Annotated in this window: 7 protein-coding genes; all 7 read right to left on the reverse strand. The window is 74.3% G+C overall.

The genetic code is table 11. From position 1 onward, the window contains the following. Positions 1–100: 100 nt before the first annotated feature. The 7 genes from ACFWJ4_RS19305 to ACFWJ4_RS19335 all read right to left on the reverse strand — a co-directional run bounded on the left by ACFWJ4_RS19305 (position 101) and on the right by ACFWJ4_RS19335 (position 18,953). Positions 101–1,276 (reverse strand): nucleotide disphospho-sugar-binding domain-containing protein, encoded by a 1,176-nt coding sequence (locus tag ACFWJ4_RS19305; protein ID WP_380545432.1) that lies wholly within the window; start codon positions 1,274–1,276, stop codon positions 101–103. Positions 1,277–1,329: 53 nt separating this feature from the next. Beyond that, entirely contained in the window at positions 1,330–2,685 is a 1,356-nt protein-coding gene (locus tag ACFWJ4_RS19310; protein ID WP_380545434.1) for an acetyl-CoA carboxylase biotin carboxylase subunit family protein, read from the reverse strand. Between the two features lie 177 nt (positions 2,686–2,862). Next, entirely contained in the window at positions 2,863–4,959 is a 2,097-nt protein-coding gene (locus ACFWJ4_RS19315; RefSeq protein WP_380545436.1) for a PEP/pyruvate-binding domain-containing protein, read from the reverse strand. 408 nt (positions 4,960–5,367) lie between these two features. Next, a complete protein-coding gene (locus ACFWJ4_RS19320) occupies positions 5,368–7,206 on the reverse strand; it encodes a glycoside hydrolase family 15 protein (protein ID WP_380545438.1) in 1,839 nt (612 codons plus the stop codon). A gap of 187 nt (positions 7,207–7,393) precedes the next feature. Continuing rightward, complete coding sequence (locus ACFWJ4_RS19325; RefSeq protein ID WP_380545440.1) at positions 7,394–10,660, reverse strand: hypothetical protein; 3,267 nt, start codon at positions 10,658–10,660, stop codon at positions 7,394–7,396. 159 nt (positions 10,661–10,819) lie between these two features. After that, positions 10,820–17,002 (reverse strand): beta-ketoacyl synthase N-terminal-like domain-containing protein, encoded by a 6,183-nt coding sequence (locus tag ACFWJ4_RS19330; protein WP_380545442.1) that lies wholly within the window; start codon positions 17,000–17,002, stop codon positions 10,820–10,822. Positions 17,003–17,237: 235 nt separating this feature from the next. Next, on the reverse strand, positions 17,238–18,953 hold the full coding sequence (locus tag ACFWJ4_RS19335) for a SulP family inorganic anion transporter (RefSeq protein WP_380545444.1): 1,716 nt from the start codon (positions 18,951–18,953) through the stop codon (positions 17,238–17,240). Positions 18,954–18,957 lie beyond the last annotated feature (4 nt).

Genomic DNA, 18,957 nt, shown 5'->3' on the forward strand with positions numbered 1-18,957 from the left:
GACGCATGCACCGGTGCGGCCCCTGCCGAGGAGCCCCGCCGGAAGATCCTGCGGGGCTCCTTCCTTTCCACGGTGGATCCCGTACGGGCCGGCGGCTGCCTCAGCCCGCGGTGCCGGCGAGACTCGGGGTGCCGGTGAGGCTCGCGGTGCCGGCGAGACCGGTGAGGCGTTCCGCGACTGTCCGCGGGCTCGGCATGGCCGCGATCTCGGCGCTGACCTCTCGCGCGGCCCGGGTGAGCTCGGTGTCGGTGAGCAGCCGGGTGAGCAGGGCGGGGCCGATGTCCTCGGCGGCGGCACGGAGGCCGGCGCCCCGGTCCCGTACCGCGTCCGCGTTGATGAAGCGGTCGGAGCCGTCGGGGAGGACGAGTTGCGGGATGCCCGCGTCCAGTGCGCCGAGGGCGGTGCTGCTGCCGCCGTGGTGGATGGCGGCCGCGCAGGTCTCCAGCAGCGCCCGCCACGGGACCCAGCCGTAGGCGCGGACGTTGTCCGGCAGGGTGTCGAGCGTGCTGAGGTCGAGGTCCCCGGTCGCCAGCACGAACTCCGCGTCGATGTCGGCGGCCGCCTCGATCACCCTCTCGATCCTGGTCAGGCCGTCCGTCTTGGGCGGAACGGTGCCCAGCGTCACCGCCACGCGCGGGCGGTGGGCGGGCACGGCCAGGTCGGCGGGCAGATCGCCTTCGCCGTTGTAGGCGACGGGCCGCATCGAGCAGCCGTACCGCTCGTCCCCGGCCATGCTCGGTGGCGCGAGGTCGATGACCTCCGCCGGCTCGGGCAGCCGGTCGATTCCGTGCCGGGCGAAGGTGTCCGCCATCTCCGCGAGCATCAGCGCGCGCAGCTTCGGGGTGCGGACGAACCCGAGGTCGTGCTGGACCGCAGGCACGCCGAGGCGGGTCGCCGCGAGCAGGGCCACCGGGAACTGGTAGTCGTACACCACCAGGTCCGGCCGCCACCGCTCGGCGAGTTCGACCACGTCGTCGGCCACCCGGTTGTTGACGAGGGCGGCCAGTGGGACGAACGCCTCGCGATCGGCCGAATTGCTCTCGACCACCCGCTGCATCAGGTCGGGCCGCTGGGTGCGGCCGGCCTCCCTGATGACCTTGCGCCAGTCGAGCCCCGGCGCGATGGGCAGGTACGGCAGACCGGCCCCGGCGACGTCTTCGCCACCGTCCATCGAGGCCGTCGCGACCTCGTGGCCGAGCTCGTGCATCGCCCTGGCCAGCGGGACCAGCGGGAAGAGGTGGCCGATGCCGGGTACGCCGGCGAACAGTACACGCATGGAGGAACCTCGCTCGGAGGGATGGGAGTTGGGGACGAGGGGGTTGGCGGGGTTCAGGAGGCGGCCCGGTGCAGGGCGGCTTCCATGCCGTTCAGCACGGCGTTGCAGTCGCGCTGCAGGGTGGCCGCGTCGACGGCGCTCAGCAGGTAGACCCCGAGCCAGTTGCGCGACCCCGCGGACGGGTCGAAGGCGGGGACCGTCCGGCCCGCGGGCATCGCGAAGGCGGGTACGGCCTCGATGGTGCTGCCCGGGGAGAGCAGGCTCTGCCAGTCCACGGCCTGCGGGTTCCAGACCGGGCTGCTCCGCCAGGGCACTCCCGACGCGTCGGCCGGGACGACGGCCAGCGACGCGGCGGCCCTGACCCCGTCGGTGAGCATGGCCGCCGGGTAGTCCACCCGCTCGCCGAGCAGCTGCCGGACCAGCATGCCGATCGGGTCGAGCCCGAAGACCTCGTGGACCTGCCTGGTCGTCAGCAGGCCGCCGAACCTGGCCGCGGTCTCGATGACCACCAGCTCGCCGTCCTTCATCAGCTTCAGCTCGGTGTGGGTGCCGCAGTTCTCCAGCCCGAGCGCGTCGACGGCCTGCCGCGACACCTCCTCGATCCGGCGTTGCAGCGGCACCGGCAGGACGGAGGGCGAGGTGCTGGCCACCTCGACGAAGGACGGCACGGTCGGCAGCTTGGCGGTCATGGCCAGCGGACGGTAGACGCCGTCCGCGACGATCCCCTCCACGCTCACGTAGTCGCCGTAGCCGGGCTCCTGGTACCAGCCCTCGGTGGATCCCTGGGCGATCGTCTCGACCAGGCGGTCCCGGTCGGTGTCCTCGGCGTACAGCTCGTTCATGCCGACCTGGCTGCCCGCCCGCAGTCCGCTCTCGATCCCGGCCCAGGCCGGGGCGGCCTCCTCGACCGAGTCCAGCACGATCTGGGCGACCGACCCGGCGCCCCAGGCCGGCTTGAGCAGCAGCGGGGCTTCGAGTTCGGCCAGTGCGGAGGTCAGGTCCCCGAGGCTGTCGACCCGGCGGAACGCGGGTATCGGCACCCCGGCGGCGGCCCAGGCCTCCCGCATCAGCCGCTTGTCCCTGGCGCGGACGATCCCCTCCCCCGGACCGGCCAGGTGGAGACGGCTCGCGGCGTGCGCGACGGCCAGGACCGCGAACTCCGAGAGGGTCAGCAGCGCGTCGGCCCCGATGGCCTTCGCGTACTCCACGATCAGCTCGACCAGTTCGTCGCCGCGCGGCGCCTCGGGCACCAGCTCGATGCTGGTACAGCTGGGCCGCCACACGTCCTCCCCGGACGTGGGCAGCGGCGCCAGCGCGAGGACGTGCAGCTCGCCGCAGGCGGCGATCCGCGGGAAGGCGTACTCCAGCGGGGCGCCGCCCTTGACGTAGACGTACAAGATCTTGTTCAACGTACTTACTCCTGAAGGAAGTTCAATCGTTCGCGGGCGTGCCGGAGCCACGCCGCACCGGCCCGCGGCAGGTCTGCCCGCGGCGTGTCGGCTCGCGGCGGCGCGTCGGCCCGCGGCGCGTCGACTCATGACACGCCGGGCCGCGGCACGCCGGGCCGGTGCGGCGCTCCGGCAGCGTCAGCCGGCGGTGCGGAAGGGGCGCAGCTGCAGCAGGCTGATCCGGTCGCCCTCGATCGCCCACTCGATGTCGACAGGGGCCCCGTACGTCTCGTCGGGCGAGAAGTGCGACTGCAACAGCCTGCTGATCAGGGCCAGTCGGCGCACGAGGTCCTTGGTCGCGGCATCCAGGTCGGTGGCGGCGGTGCCCAGTGAGACCGTCCGGCTTCCGCCCTCCATGGTGTTGCACAGGTACTGGAGCGGGGCGCCCCGGCCGGTCACCACGTCGGCCACCGAGCGCGGCGAGATGTTGAGGTAGACGTCGCGGAAGTCCTGCGGGCTCAGCGGATTGCAGGTGACCAGGACGCCGCCGACGGTGGATCCGACCTGCTCCTGGACGACCACGCCCATCCGGCAGTGGTCCAGGGCGATGCCCGCCTGGCGCCGCAGCAGCACCGCGCGCGGCGAGAACAGCGAGGCCCAGACCTCCCGGACGGCGTCGAGGACCGCGTCCGTGCCGCTGACGTGCGCCACCGATTCGTAGAGTCCGGCGGCGGAGAAGCCGGACAGGTCCTCGGCGTTGGAGGAGCTGCGGACGACCTGGACGGTGGCGCCGTACAGGTGGCGGTCGATCGCCCGGTCGACCTCGTCGCGGATCGGGTCGGGCAGCGGGGTGCCGCGGATCAGCCGCTGCACGTCGAGGCAGAGTTCCTCGATCCGCGACGTCTCCGCGTGGAGCGACGCCCGGTGCGAAGTCCCCTCCTGGAGAAGGGAGTCCAGCCGGTCGACGGCGTCCCGGAGCTCCGCCGAGGAGTCGAGGAAGCGCTGCTGGAGGGAGAACGGCAGCACGATCCCGCGCGGCACCTCGGCGTACTCCTTCACCAGGAGCTGCGCGGCGGCGTTCAGCTCGGCCCCGTCCGCGTCCTCCGGGAGGCCGAGCTGCCGGGCCAGGTAGCGCAGCAGGTCGGCCCGGGGCGGCCGGGGCACCTGGTAGAAGCCGAGCCAGCGGGCAGAGCCGTGCTGCAGCAGGTGGGTGAGTTCACCGAGGTTGGCTGCCTTGGTGCCGAACCGGACGTGGTCCCCCGCGCGCAGTTCGGACAGCGGGGTGATCGGCGTGGGCGTGAGGTCGGGCCGGTCGACGACGATGTGATCGGCCGGCGGAGTCGGCCGGACTCCCCCGTGGCCCTCGTGGCCCTCGCGGCTGCCGTCGCCACCGCGGTCCCCCGGCTGGGCGGCTTCGAGGAGGAGGTCCCCGCCCTCGGCCTCGACCCGGTAGCGCACCCACCGGCCGTCCAGCCCGGCGCGGTCGATCCGTTCGACGGCGCCGATGCCGACGGCGTTGGGGATCCGCCACCCGGCGGCCATCACGTTGATGTGGGAGAGCGGCGTGGTGTGCTCGGTGTGGATGATGCCGGACACCCGGGGAATGTCCTCCGGCACCCGGGGCATCACCACGATGTCGTGCCACTCCAGCGGTTCGGCCTCGGCCCGGTACTCCTCCTCCGAGCGGAACACCCGCAGCCGCCCGTGGGCCTCCCCGGGGTTCAGCGGCACGAACGAGGCCACGGAATAGAGCTCATGGGACAGGACGCGCGGAATCTCGCTCTCCGGAATTCCGGCGAGGTAGCCCTCCTGCTGGTGGCCGGCCGGCTTCAGGACCAGCCGCAGCGAAGGATCGACGTGCTCGCGCACCCGGTGATAGAAGAAGCGCAGCATGTCCTGGGACATGGTGTCGACGTCGACCGTTTCCAGGGACAGGAAATCCTCGGCCTCGTGGCCGCTTTCCGTGGACCGGCCGGCGCGGCCGGTATGGCGGGCGAGCGTGCCGAGATAGAAGCGGCGGTCGGGATTCCGGTAGACGTCGTCGTTGAACGAATCGAGCCTGCCGGCGAGTTCGTCGATCGACATGCCGAGGATCTCGCACGCGATGTAGCGGACATGGAGAGTGCCGTCGGCACTGTCGATGAAGTGAAGCACCGACTCGTCGCAGTCGAGCACGATCTTCACATAGGGATAGCCGCCGACCTGGCCGGCGAGCTCGGAGAACTCCTCAAGGGTGAGCTTTTCGTCTAAGAAGCGGGGCCGCGTGGTCGCGTCGTTGCGATCCGAACGGGTCATGCGCACAGAGTTCAGCCATTCGTCATCGTGTACACGATCCGTGCACACCTGTTGCAGAAGAGTCGGGTACGACCACGCCCACACTGCCATTCGGTATGAACGTTTGACGAATGATCATGCGACATCTGGCCATCATGCATCGATCCGGCCATAAGAATCCCGTCAAGGAAGCCATGACTCCGCATAAAGCTGTGGCAAAGGTCACAGCACGGGACGGCGGGCACGTGACGGGCAATCGGGGATTTCCGGAAGTGTTGATTCCTGAACGACTGTACGACCTCGGAGGACTGCGCACTCGCCCACCTCACCCGTCGGCAATGCCGACAAGTGGATCGAATCATTCCTCCGAATTCCGGGCTTCCCGGCCGCGCCGAATGTCCGCAGTTCCGGACGGGGCGCGGCATTTCGTCAACCGAGCGTGCGGTCCAGGTTGAACGCGGCGCTGATCAGCGCGAGATGGGTGAAGGCCTGCGGGAAGTTGCCGAGCTGCTCACCGGTCGGCCCGATCTCCTCGGCGTACAGGCCGAGGTGGTTGGCATAGGTGAGCATCTTCTCGAAGGCCAGCCGGGCCTCCTCCACGCGTCCGGCGCGGGCGAGGGCCTCGACGTACCAGAACGAGCAGATCGAGAAGGTGCCCTCGGCCCCGCGCAGACCGTCCGGGCTGGCCTCCGGGTCGTAGCGGTAGACCAGCGAGTCGGAGACGAGTTCCGCGCTCAGCGCGTCCAGGGTCGCCAGCCACTTGGGATCGCTCGGCGAGATGAACTTGGCCAGCGGCATCATCAGCACGGAGGCGTCGAGGACGTCGCCGTCCAGGGTCTGGGCGAACGCCCTGCGGTCGGCCGACCAGCCGCGTCGCATGATCTGCCGGTAGATCGCGTCCCGGCTCCGCTGCCAGCGCGGGAGGTCCGCCGGCAGCCCGCGCCGGTTCGCCAACCGGATGGCCCGCTCGATCGCCACCCAGCACATCAGCCGTGAGTACAGGAAGTCCTTGCGGCCGCCCCTGGTCTCCCAGACGCCTTCGTCGGGCTGGTCCCAGTGGTCGCAGAGCCAGTCCACCACGGCACCGACCTCGTCCCAGTGGTCGCTGCTGATCGGCTGTCCCCACTTGTCGTACAGGTAGACGGAGTCGATCAGGGCTCCGTAGATGTCCAGCTGGAGCTGGCCGGTGGCCGCGTTCCCCACCCGCACCGGGGCGGAGCCCAGGTATCCCTCCAGGTGGGAGAGCTCGCGCTCGGGCAGGTCGCTGCGCCCGTCGATCCCGTACATGATCTGCAGCGGTCCCGTGGCGCCGGCGCCGCCTCGCAGGATGCCCCGGTCGGAGAGGAAGCCCATGAAGGCCTCGGCCTCCGCGGTGAAGCCCAGCCGGAGCATGGCGTAGACGCAGAAGGCCGCGTCCCGGACCCACACGTACCGGTAGTCCCAGTTTCGCTCGCCGCCGATCCGCTCGGGCAGGCTCGTCGTCGGCGCGGCCACGATCGCACCGGTCGGCGCGTAGGTGAGCAGTTTCAGCACCAGCGCGGAGCGGTGCACCATCTCGCGCCACCGCCCGTGGTAGCGGGACCCGGCCAGCCAGCGGCGCCAGAACCGCACCGTCGCCTCGAACTGCTCCTCCGCCTCGGCCCGGGGACACGCCCGCGGGGCCAGGTCGCCGCCGACCCGGTCGAGGGCGAACACCGCCGACTCGCCTTCGAGGAGCTTGAAGTGCGACCCCACGTCCACGCCCTCGCGTTCGAGCGGCACGGTGGCCGTCAGCGCGAGCGCCATCGAGGGGGACTCGAAGACGGCCTCGTGGGCCCGGACACTCACGGTGTGCGGTTCGGACCCGTAGTCGAAGCGGGGAGCCACCCGCGCCCGGAACGGAAGCGTTCCCCGGGCACAGACCACCCGCCGGATCAGCCGGTGCCGACCGGCCTCGCGCGACTCGTCCACGACCGGCATGAAGTCCTGGATCTCCGCCACCCCGTCGGTGGCGAAGAACCGGGTGATCAGGACGTTGGTGTCGGGGAAGTAGAACTGCCGGGTGCGCGTCGGCACATCGGCGGCCAGCTCGAAGGACCCGCCCCGGTCGGCGTCGAGGATGGACGCGAAGACGCTCGGGGCGTCGAAACGCGGGCAGCAGTACCAGTCGATCGTGCCGTCGGTCCCCACCAGCGCGGCGGACCGGAGATCGCCGATCAGGCCGTGCTCGGCGATCGGCAGATAACGCGAGCCGTCCGCCGACCCGAATCCGGTGCCCTGCAGTGCCATAACGGCCTCCCTACCGCCGCGGCGTGGACGCCGGGCAGAGCCGTGCCCGTTGACGGTGGAACACCGTCGTCGCGGACCTTGTTCCGGGTCACCCTGCGTATCGGGGGCGGGAACGGCCACGGGCCGACCCGCAGGGTGCCCCGAACGCAGGGGTCCGCTCACGCAGGGCCTCAGACTCCGGGTCCGCTCACGCAGGGTCGGTGAACACCGCGAGCGCGGCGTCCCGGACGTCCGGCCGCGGGTGGCGGCGCAGCGCGTGCAGCACCTCCCGCCACTCGGCGGGCCAGCCGAGCTGCGCCCCCGTGTTCGTCAGTGCGACGGCGAACAGGCCGGGCGCGAGTCCGTCGTCGGCGGCCAGTCGGCGGGCGGCCGCCAGCGCGTGCTCCGCTGCCTCCCGTCGTCCGTTGCCCTGGCGGTTCAGTGCGTCGGCGGCGGCCACCGCCAGCACCGGACGGTCGGCGACCAGGACGGCCAGCTCGGCGACGCGCTCGCCCAGGTCCGGTGCGTCGAGGTCGAGCGCCTCGACCAGTCGGCGGGTGGCCTCGGGCAGCAGCGCGGGTTCGGTGAGCAGAATCGCGGCGACCTCCCGCCGGGTGGCACGGACGGCCCGCGCGGTGGCGTTCGGGCTCCACATCCAGCCGGTGAGCGCGTCGATCCGCCGCCGGGCCGGCTGGTCGCGGCCGGGAAGCTCCGGTTCCCCGGCGCGCAGGGTCTCGATCAGGGCGGTCAGGGCGTCCGCCAGGACGCTGCCCGTCGCGCAGCCGCCCAGCGGGTGCGGGGCGTCCGACAGGGCCATCCCGGTCAGCGCGCGGGCCGCTCCCCGGCAGCGGTCCTGCTCGGCGAGGTCGGTCACCAGCGGGACGAGTGCCCGCACCGCCTCCGGCGCGTACCGGCCCCAGGAGACGAGCTGCCCTTGCGCGGGTGAGGCGGTGAGGAGGTCGGCGTCGACCGCCAGCCGGGCCATCAGGCCGGCGAACGCCGGGCGGTGCTCCGCGGCCGTCCGTTCCCCGCTCAGGTGCAGGACCAGTGCCTTCCGCAGTCCCTCCGGCCCGTCGGCCGCTTCGGTGAGCACGTCCCACAGCGGCAGGTCGGCGATCCGGTCACCGACCGTCGCCAGCACCGCGGCGCGGACGTCGTGGTGCTGCCCCGGCGCGGTGTACACCTCGCGCAGCAGGGCGGCCGCCTCGTCCAGGACCAGGTGCGCGGCGGCGAGCCGGACGGCCTGCTTGCGGCTGGTCACCTTCGCCGCCGGATCGAGCGCGATCCGCCGCAGCGCGGGGCCCAGTTCGGAGCTCCGCGCGAACCGGGCGGCGCGGCCGGCCGCGTGGAGGGCGACCCGGGCGCGGTCGTCGGCGGCGTGGGAGAGCAGTTCGGGCAGCGCCCCGGCGGGGCGCTCGGTCCAGGGCAGCGCGGCGAGCGCGGCCTCGGCGAGGACGGTGTCGGCGGAGTCCGCGTACCGGCGCAGCAGGGCCTCGCCGTGGACGGGGATCCGTGCCGCGGCGCGCAGGGCGGCGGCGCGCTCGGCCAGGGCCCGGGTGGGGTCGCCGACCGTGCGGGCGAGCTGTTCGGCGGCCGCGTGCTGCTGTGCGGGGAGCCAGCGGTCCGCGTCGACCAGGTCGGTCGCCGTCAGGGGGGTGTCGAGCAGGGGCCCGAGCAGATCGGTGCGGATCCGGGTCAGGACGGCCCGCACCGGGGCCAGGGTGACGGCCGACGGCCTGAGCGCGAGCAGCCGGGCCACGCGTTCGCCGCCGGTGGCGGGGTCGCGCAGCAGCGGTGCGGCGGCCCGTTCGACGGCACGGTCGCCGCCCGAGTGCAGGACGCGCTCCAGGAGTTCGGCGAGGGCGGGAGCACGTCGTGCCCGGTCGCCGAGCGTCCCGGCCAGCGCGAGCAGCAGTGCGGCGTCGCGGGATCGGGCCGAGCGGTCCAGGGCGGCCCACAGTGCGTCGACCACCGCCGCCTCGCGCCGGGGCGGGACGGTGAGGCCGACGCCGTCGGTCCGTTCGAGGGTGCGGACGGCCCAGGCGAGCAGTTCGCGGGCCGGCCCGCCCACGTGCTCGCCGAGGACGGCGCCGGCGAGGCGGCCGAGTGCGGTACGCGTGCGCGCCGAACAGTCCCGGGCGGCCAGGGCGTCGTCGGTGAGCCGCTCCAGCGGGCCGGCGGTGGCGTCGTCGAAGAGCCGCGGCGGCACGTCCGCGACCTCCTCCAGCGCCGTGCCGCGGACCGGGTCCTGCTCGTTGCGCAGTCGGGTGAGCAGTTCGAGCGCCTCGGGCAGGGCGCCCGGTTCGCCGCAGAGTGCGGCCTGCCGGACCAGTTGTGCCCAGGCCCAGCCCCGGTCCCAGGCGTCGGCCACGCGGGTCTCGGCCAGCAGCCTCGGCCGGGCCTCGGCGACCGGCAGCAGGACGAGCGGGACGACGTCCTCGCTGTCCGCCGCCAACCGGGCCCGCGCCCGCACGTGCCGCTCCTTCGCGGGCAGCACGGCGAGGACGTCGACGGAGTACCAGGAGTGGTACGGCCCGGGCTGCGCCGCCACCTCGTCGTAGAAGGCGGCCCGCCGGGCCGGGGGCAGCTGCCGCAACAGCGCGAGGTGGCTCCCGTGGTGGCGGTGCGCGAGCGCGGCGAGTCCGTCCGGCCGGGCCGCGGCCAGCCGACGGGCCACGCCGGCGCGCAGCGGCGGCTCATGGCGGTGCCGGTCGATCGCGAGCAGCAGGCGGACGGTCCGCTCGGCGGAGACGGCGGCGAGGCCGGCGAGCCGGTCGCGCAGCGGGCCGGGCAGGCCGGCCACGGGGTGGCGCTCCAGCAGCTCCAGCATCCGGGCCGGTTCGCGGCCGGCGGCGGCGGCCAGGCCGAGGGCGTGCCGCTGCCAGAAGGTGCGCCTCAAGCCGTACGGCAGGTCGTCGAGTTGACGCTCGGCCTCGTCCAGCACCGCGCCCGGGTGGCGGTGTCCGAGCGAGGTGGAGAAGGCGATCGCGTGGGCCAGCGCGGGCAGTTCGGCGGCGACGGCCTCGGCCGAGCAGACCGGCAGCAGCCGGGCCGCCTCGGCGGCGCCCCAGCGCTCGCGGACGACCGGCACCAGCCGCTCGGCCACCGCTGTGCGCCCGGCCCGCAGGACGGCGCGGGCCAGCTCGTCGCGGACCGCCTTCGGGGCGGTGAGCATCGCGGCCTCAAGGTCGCCGTCCGGGAACGGCAGCTCGCCGATCGCCCGGTGCGCGTAGCGCCGCACGACGGGGTCGGGGTCGTCGATCCGGTCGATCAGATGGTGCGCCCGCCGTCCGGCGAGGGCGGCCAGCGCGGCGAGTCGGCGTTCGTACGGGCCGCGGCCGTCCAGCTCGGCGAGCAGGGCCGTCAGGTCGGAGGGGGCGAGGGCGGCGGCGGTACGGGCCACCTCGCGCAGCCGGAGCGGATGGGGCAGTGGTTCGACGGCGGCGAGCAGCCGGTCGGCAGTCAGGTGAGGCATCGGCGCCGATTGTGCCCGACGGGCGCGGCCCGGGCATCCGGTTTTTCACGGCGGTGCGCCGGCCGGCGGGCCGGGCCGGTCCGGGCCGGGTCCGGGTCGGTCCGGTCCGGTTCTGCTCGGGTCGGCTCGGTCCGGGGCTGCACGCCGACCGGCGTCCGGTCATTCCGGCTCGGTCGGCAGGGTCCGGGCGAGCCACTCCCGGACGGCCTTCGCCGTCGTGCCCACGTGTTCGTCGAGGATGGAGTAGTGGTCGCCCGGCACGTCGCCGGCGCGCAGGTGCAGGGTCGGGACGGTCGGCTCCGGCTCCTGGCGGTCGAGGAAGATGCGGGCGTAGGCGCCCATGGCGGCGAGGGCGGGCTCGTCGAGCCTGGTCGCGCTGCGGACGGCCAGTTCGGCGAGTCGGCCCTCGTCGCGGACGGGGAGGGTGTCGAGCAGGACCACCGCCTCGGCGCCGACGCGTTCCGCGACGGCCTGGGCGACCAGCCCGCCGGAGGAGCGGCCCAGGAGCACGACCGGGCGGTCGAGTCGCCCGATCGAGGCGGCGTGGGTCCGGACGAGGCTCTCCACGTCCTCGGGGACGGGACCGCCGTCGTACCCCGGGTGCGGGAGCAGCCACAGGCCGGGCAGGTGCCGGGCGAGGAGGGCGTACTCCCCGGGGGGAGAGGTGAGGGCGGGGAAGCAGACGACGGCCGGGCCTTCGCCGGCGCTGAGCCGCTGCGGGGCGACGGACGGGAGGGTCGCCGCCGACGGCAGCGCCCAGGAGGCGGAGACGAGCAGGTGCATGGCCTCCCGGGGCCGGCCCAGCTCGCACAGTTTGCGGTACAGGAAGGTGAGCGTCCCCGGGGCCGGCGGTGGGCGCAGCTGCTCGGCGAGGGCCCTTGGGGTGGCGGCGTCGAACACCACCGTGGCGGGAAGGCGCAGGCCGGTCCGTGCCTCCAGTCGGTTGCGCAGTTCGATGGAGGTCAGCGAGTCGAAGCCGAGGTCGGGGATCGGGGTGTCCGGGTCCACGTCCGGGTAGCTGAGGACGGCGGCGACCTCGGCGCGCACCATCTCCAGCGTGCCGGCCGGCGGGGTCGGTTCCGGTGTGCTCCGCGGTTCCGGACGGTGCGGGTGGTGGGGCTGGTTGGGGTAGGCGGGCTCGGTCGGACGGTTCGGGTGGTCGAAGGCGATCGGTACCAGGACGGGTTCGTCGGTGCCCAGTGCCGCCTCCAGGAGTGCCAGGCCCTCGGCGGGCGCGAGGGGCAGCAGGCCGGCGGCCGTCCGGTCGGCCATCATGCCGATCGTCCAGGGCCCCCAGGCCAGGGAGAGCGCGGGGAGTCCCAACCGCCGCCGGTGTCGGGCGAGTTCGTCGAGAGAGCTGTTGGCCGCCGCGTAGTTGGCCTGCCCGGCGTGGCCGAGCACACCGGACGCCGAGGAGAACAGCACGAAGGCGTCCAGGTCCCGGTGCGCGGTCAACTCGTGCAGCTGCCAGGCGGCTTCGGCCTTGGGGCGCCACACCGTCGCCAGGCGGGCCGGGGTCATCGACGTCAGGATGCCGTCGTCGAGCACTCCGGCGGTGTGCACGACGGCCCGCAGGTCCTCGATGGAGTCGACCAGTGCGGCCAGCGCCGCCCGGTCGGTGACGTCCAGGCGCGTCTCGCCGCTGCGGCCGGCGACGACGACGCGCACTCCCCTGCCCCGCAGGTGCTCGGCGACCTCCCGGCCCAGTGCGCCGCCGCCGGTGACCAGGACGGTGCCGCGCCAGGTGAAGGTGCCGCCCGGCACGGGGACCAGGTTCGCGCGTTCGGCCACCGTGTCGGTCTGCCCGTCGCCGAGTTCGGCCAGGGTGAACCGGCCCGGGTGCTCCGTCTGCGCGACCCGCACCAGGCCGGCCACCGCCGCTCCCGCCGGATCTCCCGGCCGTACCAGGACGGTGAGGTGCTCGTGGTCGGCCTGCAGTTCCCGCAGTGCGAGCGCCAGGGCGGCGGGGGCGTCGCCGGGCCGCACCTCGTGGACCCGACCGCGCGGCCGGCCCGGAGTCCGCTGCCACTCCGGGCGGAACAGCGCGCCCCGGCCGGCCCCCGGCACGGGGTGGCCGGTCGGACGCGGTCCGGTCGAGCGGGTACCGAGCGGACCGGTGTCGGCCGCAGGGGTGCTCGTCGAACGGGGTCCGAGCGCGCGCACGGTGATTGATTCGACGCAGGCCACCGGCCGGCCCTCGTGGTCGGCGACGGCGATCCGCCCGTCGCGGATGCGGACCCGCAGCCCCGTGGCCCCCCGCGCCAGCAGGTGCACCCCGCACAGGGCGAACGGCACTCCCCCGCCGAGCAGCCGCGCCGGGTGCAGCGCCGCGTCGAGCAGGGCGGGGTGGAGCGCGAAGCGCCCCGCGTCCGGGAAGTCCCCGCGCACCTCGCCGAAGAGGTCGTCGCCGCGGCGCCACACCCTGGACAGCCCGCGGAACGCCGGTCCGTACTCGGCGTGGTCGACGTCGAGCTCCTCGGCGTCCGGCGGGGGCCACGGGCCGATGTCCACCGGCGGCGCGGGGCGGGAGTCCAGCCGGCCGCTGGCGCAGAGGACGCCGTTGGCGTGCACCTCGAACGGCCGTACGCCGCCGGTCCCGGGACGTACGACGATCTCGGCGCGCCGGGTCTCCGGCAGGCGCATCACCGTGTGCAGGACCAGGTCGTCGACGGTGCCGCAGCCGGCCCGTTCCCCCGCGTACAGCACCAGTTCCAGGATCGCCGTGGCGGGCACGACCGCCGTTCCGTCGACGACGTGGTCGAGCAGCCACACGGGGGTGAGGTCGGCGGTGCACACCACCTCCCCGGAACCGGGCACGACGACGGTCGACTCGATCAGGGGGTGCTCGGCGGCGCGGTCGAGCCAGTAGCGCCGGCGCTGGAAGGCGCGGGTGCCCCGCAGCCGGGCCGCCGTCCGCTCGGGGTCGGTGGTGGGGATGACGCCCTCGATGCCCTCCACGCCCTCCAAGTCCCCGACGCCCGGGCCCAGGTCGACGAGGGTGACGCCGTCGACCGCGGCCACCTGCTCGGCGAGGCCGACCGTCTCGTGCCGGCGCCGCACCCAGTGCTCCGGATCGTCCGGGCGGGCGCCGATGACCGGAATGAGCGGCGGGCGGTACGTCAGGCTCCGTGCCGTCTCCGCGAACTCCTCCGGCCCACCGGCGGTGAGCAGCCTCGCCGCATCGGGCAGGGACAGGACTCCGGCCACGTGAGCCGCCGCGATCTGCCCGGCGCCGTGCCCGATCAGCGCGTCCGGGCGGTACCCCCAGGACTCCAACAGGCGGAACAGCGCCACCTCGTGGGCGAACAGGGCCGCCCGGGCGAGGTCCGTCCGGTGCGCCGGGTCCGGTGCCGTGTTCAGCACCGGATCCAGCTGGGCGCGCACCTCCTCGAACGCGGCGGCGAACACCGGGTACTCGGCCGCCAGGTCCCGGGTCGTCCCGCGCTGCTGCGCCCCCTGCCCGGGGAACAGGAACGCCACGCGCAGCTGCTCGTACTCCTCGACGATCACATGCGCGTTGGTCCCCGAGATCCCGAAGGCCGACACCGCGGCCCGGCGCGGACGGTTCCGCGTCGGCCGGGACGCCGGCCGGCCCGTCGGCCAGGGCGTCGGCCCGGTGACCAGGCGGACGGCCCCGGCGGACCAGTCGACGTGCGGGCTGGGCTCGTCGACGTGCAGCGTGGCGGGCACGGTGCGGTGCCGCATCGCCATCACGGTCTTGATCACGCCGGCGACCCCGGCGGCCGCCTGGGTGTGCCCGAGGTTGGACTTGACCGTACCGACCAGGAGCGGCGCCGACCGGTCCCGGTCCTGGCCGTAGGTGGCGAGCAGCGCGGCCGCCTCGATCGGGTCGCCCAGGGCGGTGCCGGTTCCGTGGGCCTCGACCACGTCCACGTCGGCGCCGGTCAACCCGGCATCGGCCAGCGCCTGCTGGATCACGGCCGCCTGGGCGGGGCCGCTGGGCGCCGTGAGGCCGTTCGACGCCCCGTCCTGGTTGACCGCGGAGCCGCGCAGCAGGGCCAGGATCGGGTGACCGTTGCGCAGCGCGTCGGACACCCGCTCCAGGACCAGCAGTCCCACCCCCTCCGACCAGGCGGTGCCGTCGGCGGCGGCGGAGAACGGCTTGACCCGTCCGTCCGGGGCCAGGCCGCGCTGCCGGCTGAACACGACGAAGCTGTCCGGCGTGGCCATGACGGTCGCGCCGCCCGCCAGGGCCAGGTCGCACCGGCCGTCGCGCAGGGCGTCCGCCGCGAGGTGCATGGCGACCAGCGAGGAGGAGCAGGCGGTGTCCAGGGTGAGCGCCGGGCCGTGCAGCCCCAGGTTGTAGGCGATCCGCCCCGAGGCCACGCTGCCCGCCGCGCCCAGGGCGAGCTGCGCCTGGAGCTGGTGGGCGCTGCCCCGGAAGCGGCCGGCGTAGTCGTTGTACATCAGGCCGACGAAGACGCCGGTGTTGCTGCCGCGCAGCGATTCGGGCGCGATGCCCGTCCGTTCGAACGCCTCCCAGGCCGTCTCCAGCAGCAGTCGCTGCTGCGGGTCGGTGGCCAGGGCCTCGCGCGGCGACATGCGGAAGAACGCCGCGTCGAAGTCGGCCGCGTCCTTGAGGAAGCCGCCGCGGGTGACGTAGCTGGTGCCGATGTGGTCGGGGTCGGGGTGGAACAGGTCGTCCAGGGGCCAGCCCCGGTCGGTGGGGAACTCCGTGATCGTGTCCTGGCCGGCGGCGACCACGCGCCAGAGGTCCTCGGGGCTGCTGATCCCGCCGGGGTAGCGGCAGGCCATGCCCACGATCGCGACCGGCTCGGTGGCCGTGGCCCCGCGGGCGGGCGGTGGCGGGCCGGCGGCCGCGCCCGTGAGGTAGTCGGCCACCGCGCGGGGCGTGGGGTGGTCGAACACCAGGGACGGCGGCAGGGCGACGCCCAGGTCCGCGCCCAGCCGGTCCCGCAGCCGTACGGTGCCGAGCGAGTCCAGGCCGGCTTCGGCGAACGGCTGGTCCGCCCCGGGCGACCGGCCGGTGATCCCCGCGGTCGCCCGCCGGACCACGTCGAGCAGGTACTGGTGGCGCAGCCGCCGCCGCGCCGGTTTGCCCGAGGAGGTCTGCGGGATCCGGCTGACGGGGCGGATCTCCTGCGGCACCCGGTGCGGTGGCAGCAGGCCGCGGCAGAAGGCCAGGAGCGCCGCCGGATCCGCGTCGCCCACCACGTAGGCGACCGGCACCTCGCCGAGCACCGCGTCGGGCTCTCCCGCCACGGCCACCTCCCGGATGCCGGGGCAGCGGGCCACGATCTGCTCGATCTCGGCCGGGTGGACGTTCTCGCCGCCCCGGATGATCACGTCGCTCGCCCGCCCGGTCACCACCAGTCGGCCGCCCTCCTCGTGGCCGAGGTCCCCGGTCGCGTGCCACCCGTCGGCGCCGGGCATCCGCAACCGGAGCTCGCCGTCGACGAACCGGGTGTCGATCCCGGGCAGCACGACGCCGTCGACGGCGATCTTCCCGGACGCCTCCGTGCTGCCGTAGCCGTCGTGCAGCTCGCGCCCGAACGTACGGCGGAACCGGGCCCGCAGCTCCTCCGGCAGCGGGGCGCCGGCGGACAGGCAGCGCGGCGGCAGCGGCGCCCCGGCGTCCAGGAGCTGGGTGAAGACCGTCGGGACGCCGCCCAGGGCCGTGAACGGCGTCCGGCGCAGCAGGGCGGCCGCCAGGTCCGCGGTGAAACGGTCCATCACGTAGGCACTCGCGCCCAGGGCCAGCACGCCCACCACGCACATCGAGTGCCCGAACGCGTGGAACAGCGGCAGCGGCCAGAGCAGGTGGTCGTCGCCGGACATGCCCAGCAGTCCCCGGTAGGCGAGATCGGCCGACCGCAGCCAGGCCCGCTGCGCCGACAGCACGCCCTTCGGGTCCCCGCCGGTCCCCGACGTGTAGTGCAGCCAGGCGGGCTCGTCCGGTCCGAGGTCGTCCCGCGGCGGCGTACGGGTGGCCCCGAGCAGCTCGTCGACGGTCACCACGCGGGCGCCGGCCACCCGCCGGACCCGCGCCAGGTGCGCGCGGTCGGTGACCACCAGCTCGGCGCCGCTGTCCGCCACCCGGAACCGGAGGTCGTCCTCGCCGCTTCGCGGGTCGAGCAGAACGCCGACCGCGGCCGCGCGGGCGACCCCGAGGGTGGCCGTGACGGCGGGCACCCCGCCGGCCAGGCACAGCGCCACCCGGCCGCCGCGCCCGACCCGCAGGTTGCCCGCCACCCGGGCGGTGCGGCGGGCGAGTTCGCCGTAGTCCACCGTGCCGTCGGCATCGGCGAAGGCGGTCCTGGCCCCGCGTTCCGCTGCGTGACGGAGGATCAGTTCATGCACCTTGCAACCCCTGCGGTCGGTGACGTGGCCACTCCGTCACGCGGTAACCCGGTGACGCGGCAACGGTGTTCACCGTAGCGAATTCGGAGTCCCGGTCACTGCGCACGCCGAGCCCGTGTCTCCCGGCGGCCACCACGACGACGTACGGGGAGGCGAAGTTCGGCCGCGACCGACGGCGCTTTCCGGGCGCCGCTCCGGGCGCGACGGGGCGGACGGGGCGGACGGCGCCGGCCGATCAGCCGTCGCCCCGGGCCCAGGTGCGGTAGGCGGCCACCGCCGTGGGCAGGGTGGGGAAGATCCGGTCGGCGCCGACGGAGGTGCTCAGGCCGTAGGCGTCGAGTTCGTCGCGCAGGTCCTGCTTGACCCGGGCCAGGGCGAACACGATGCCGCGGGCTTCGAGTTCGAGGCGCAGGGCGTCCAGCGAGTCCAGCGCGGTGATGTCCACCTCGACGTTCGCCTCGGTGTTGAGGACGAACCACCGCACCGTCTCCGGCTGTTCGGCCAGGGCGGCGAGCGCCCGGCGCCGCAGGTTCTCCGCGTTGGCGAAGAACAGCGGGGAGTCGTAGCGGTAGACGAGCAGGCCGGGGACGGTCCGCGCCTCGGGGTAGTCGTCGACGTCGTGCATCCCGGCCACGCCCGGCACCAGGCCGAGCACCGCGTCGTGCGGCCGCGCGACCCGGCTGAGCAGCTCGATCACCGACAGTCCCACCGCGACCAGGACGCCGTAGAGGATGTCCAGGCTCAGCACGCCGGCCATGCATCCGAGCGCCAGCAGCAGTTCACGGCTCCGGAAGGAGGCCAGCCGGCGGAAACCGGCGAGGTCGATCATCCGGAGTGCGGCGAACACGACCAGGGCCCCGAGTACGGCGTCCGGGGTGTCGTGCAGCAACGGGCTGAGGAACAGCAGCACGGCGACCACGCCGAGGCCGGCCGTGAGCGCGTACAGCTGGGTGCGTCCTCCGGCCGACTCGGCGAGCGCGGTACGGCTGGCGCTGCTGCTCACCGGGAAGCCCTGGAAGAAGCCCGCGCCGAGGTTGACCGCGCCGAGGCCCAGCAGTTCCTGGTTGGCGTCCAGCCGCCGCTCCTGCCCCGATCCTTCGAAGGCGCGCGCGGTGAGGATGAAGTCGGTGTAGCCGACCAGGAGGATCCCCAGTGCCGGCAGCAGCAGCCGGTTCAGCTCGGTGAGGTCCGGCAGCACGGGACGGGGCAGCCCGGCCGGGATCTCGCCGATCACGGCGAGGCCGTGGTCCTTGAGCGAGAACGCGGCCGAGACCGCGGTGCCGAGCACGACGGCCAGCAGCGGGCCGGGCAGGCGCGGGAGGAAGCGGGCCGCCAGGAGGAGGAAGAGCAGGGTGGCGGCGCTGAAGGCGACCGTCGGCAGGTGGGCCTCGGTGAGGTTCGAGGCGAACGACGTCAGCTGCGGGAAGAACCCCTCTCCCCGCACGTCGATCCCGGTGAGTTTGGACAGCTGGTCCACGATCATGATCAGTGCCACGCCCGCGAGGTAGCCGATCAGCACCGGTCGGGAGAGCAGGTCGGCGACGAAGCCGAGCCTGGCCAGCCAGGCCAGCACGCACAGCAGGCCGACCACCACGGCCAGGCTCGCGGCCAGGACGGCGTAGCGGGCGGTGTCGCCGCCGGCCAGCGGGCCGATCACGGTGGCGGTCATCAGCGCCGTGGTCGACTCGGGCCCGACCGACAGCAGCCGGGACGAGCCGACCAGGGCGTACAGCACGATCGCGGGCAGGATCGCCCACAGCCCGGTGACCGGCGGCAGCCCCGCCACGCTCCCGTACGCCATGACCTGGGGCACCAGGTAGGCCACCACCGTGGCACCGGCCACCAGGTCGCCGCGCAGCCAGTCGCGCCGGTAGGAGCGGAGCACCGTGAGTCCCGGCAGGGCCGGCACGACGCGGTGCCGTCGTCGCCCGGGGGGAGTACCGGCGGCCATGGAT

The sequence above is a fragment of the Kitasatospora sp. NPDC127067 genome (assembly GCF_042724755.1).
In the GTDB taxonomy this organism is placed as follows: domain Bacteria; phylum Actinomycetota; class Actinomycetes; order Streptomycetales; family Streptomycetaceae; genus Kitasatospora; species Kitasatospora lactacystinica.

Excerpts from the sequence above, each read along its gene's own strand:
- ACFWJ4_RS19335 (WP_380545444.1), bottom strand. The coding sequence starts at position 18,953 with ATGGCCGCCGGTACTCCCCCCGGGCGACGACGGCACCGCGTCGTGCCG.
- ACFWJ4_RS19315 (WP_380545436.1), bottom strand. The coding sequence starts at position 4,959 with ATGACCCGTTCGGATCGCAACGACGCGACCACGCGGCCCCGCTTCTTA.
- ACFWJ4_RS19305 (WP_380545432.1), bottom strand. The coding sequence starts at position 1,276 with ATGCGTGTACTGTTCGCCGGCGTACCCGGCATCGGCCACCTCTTCCCG.
- ACFWJ4_RS19325 (WP_380545440.1), bottom strand. The coding sequence starts at position 10,660 with ATGCCTCACCTGACTGCCGACCGGCTGCTCGCCGCCGTCGAACCACTG.
- ACFWJ4_RS19320 (WP_380545438.1), bottom strand. The coding sequence starts at position 7,206 with ATGGCACTGCAGGGCACCGGATTCGGGTCGGCGGACGGCTCGCGTTAT.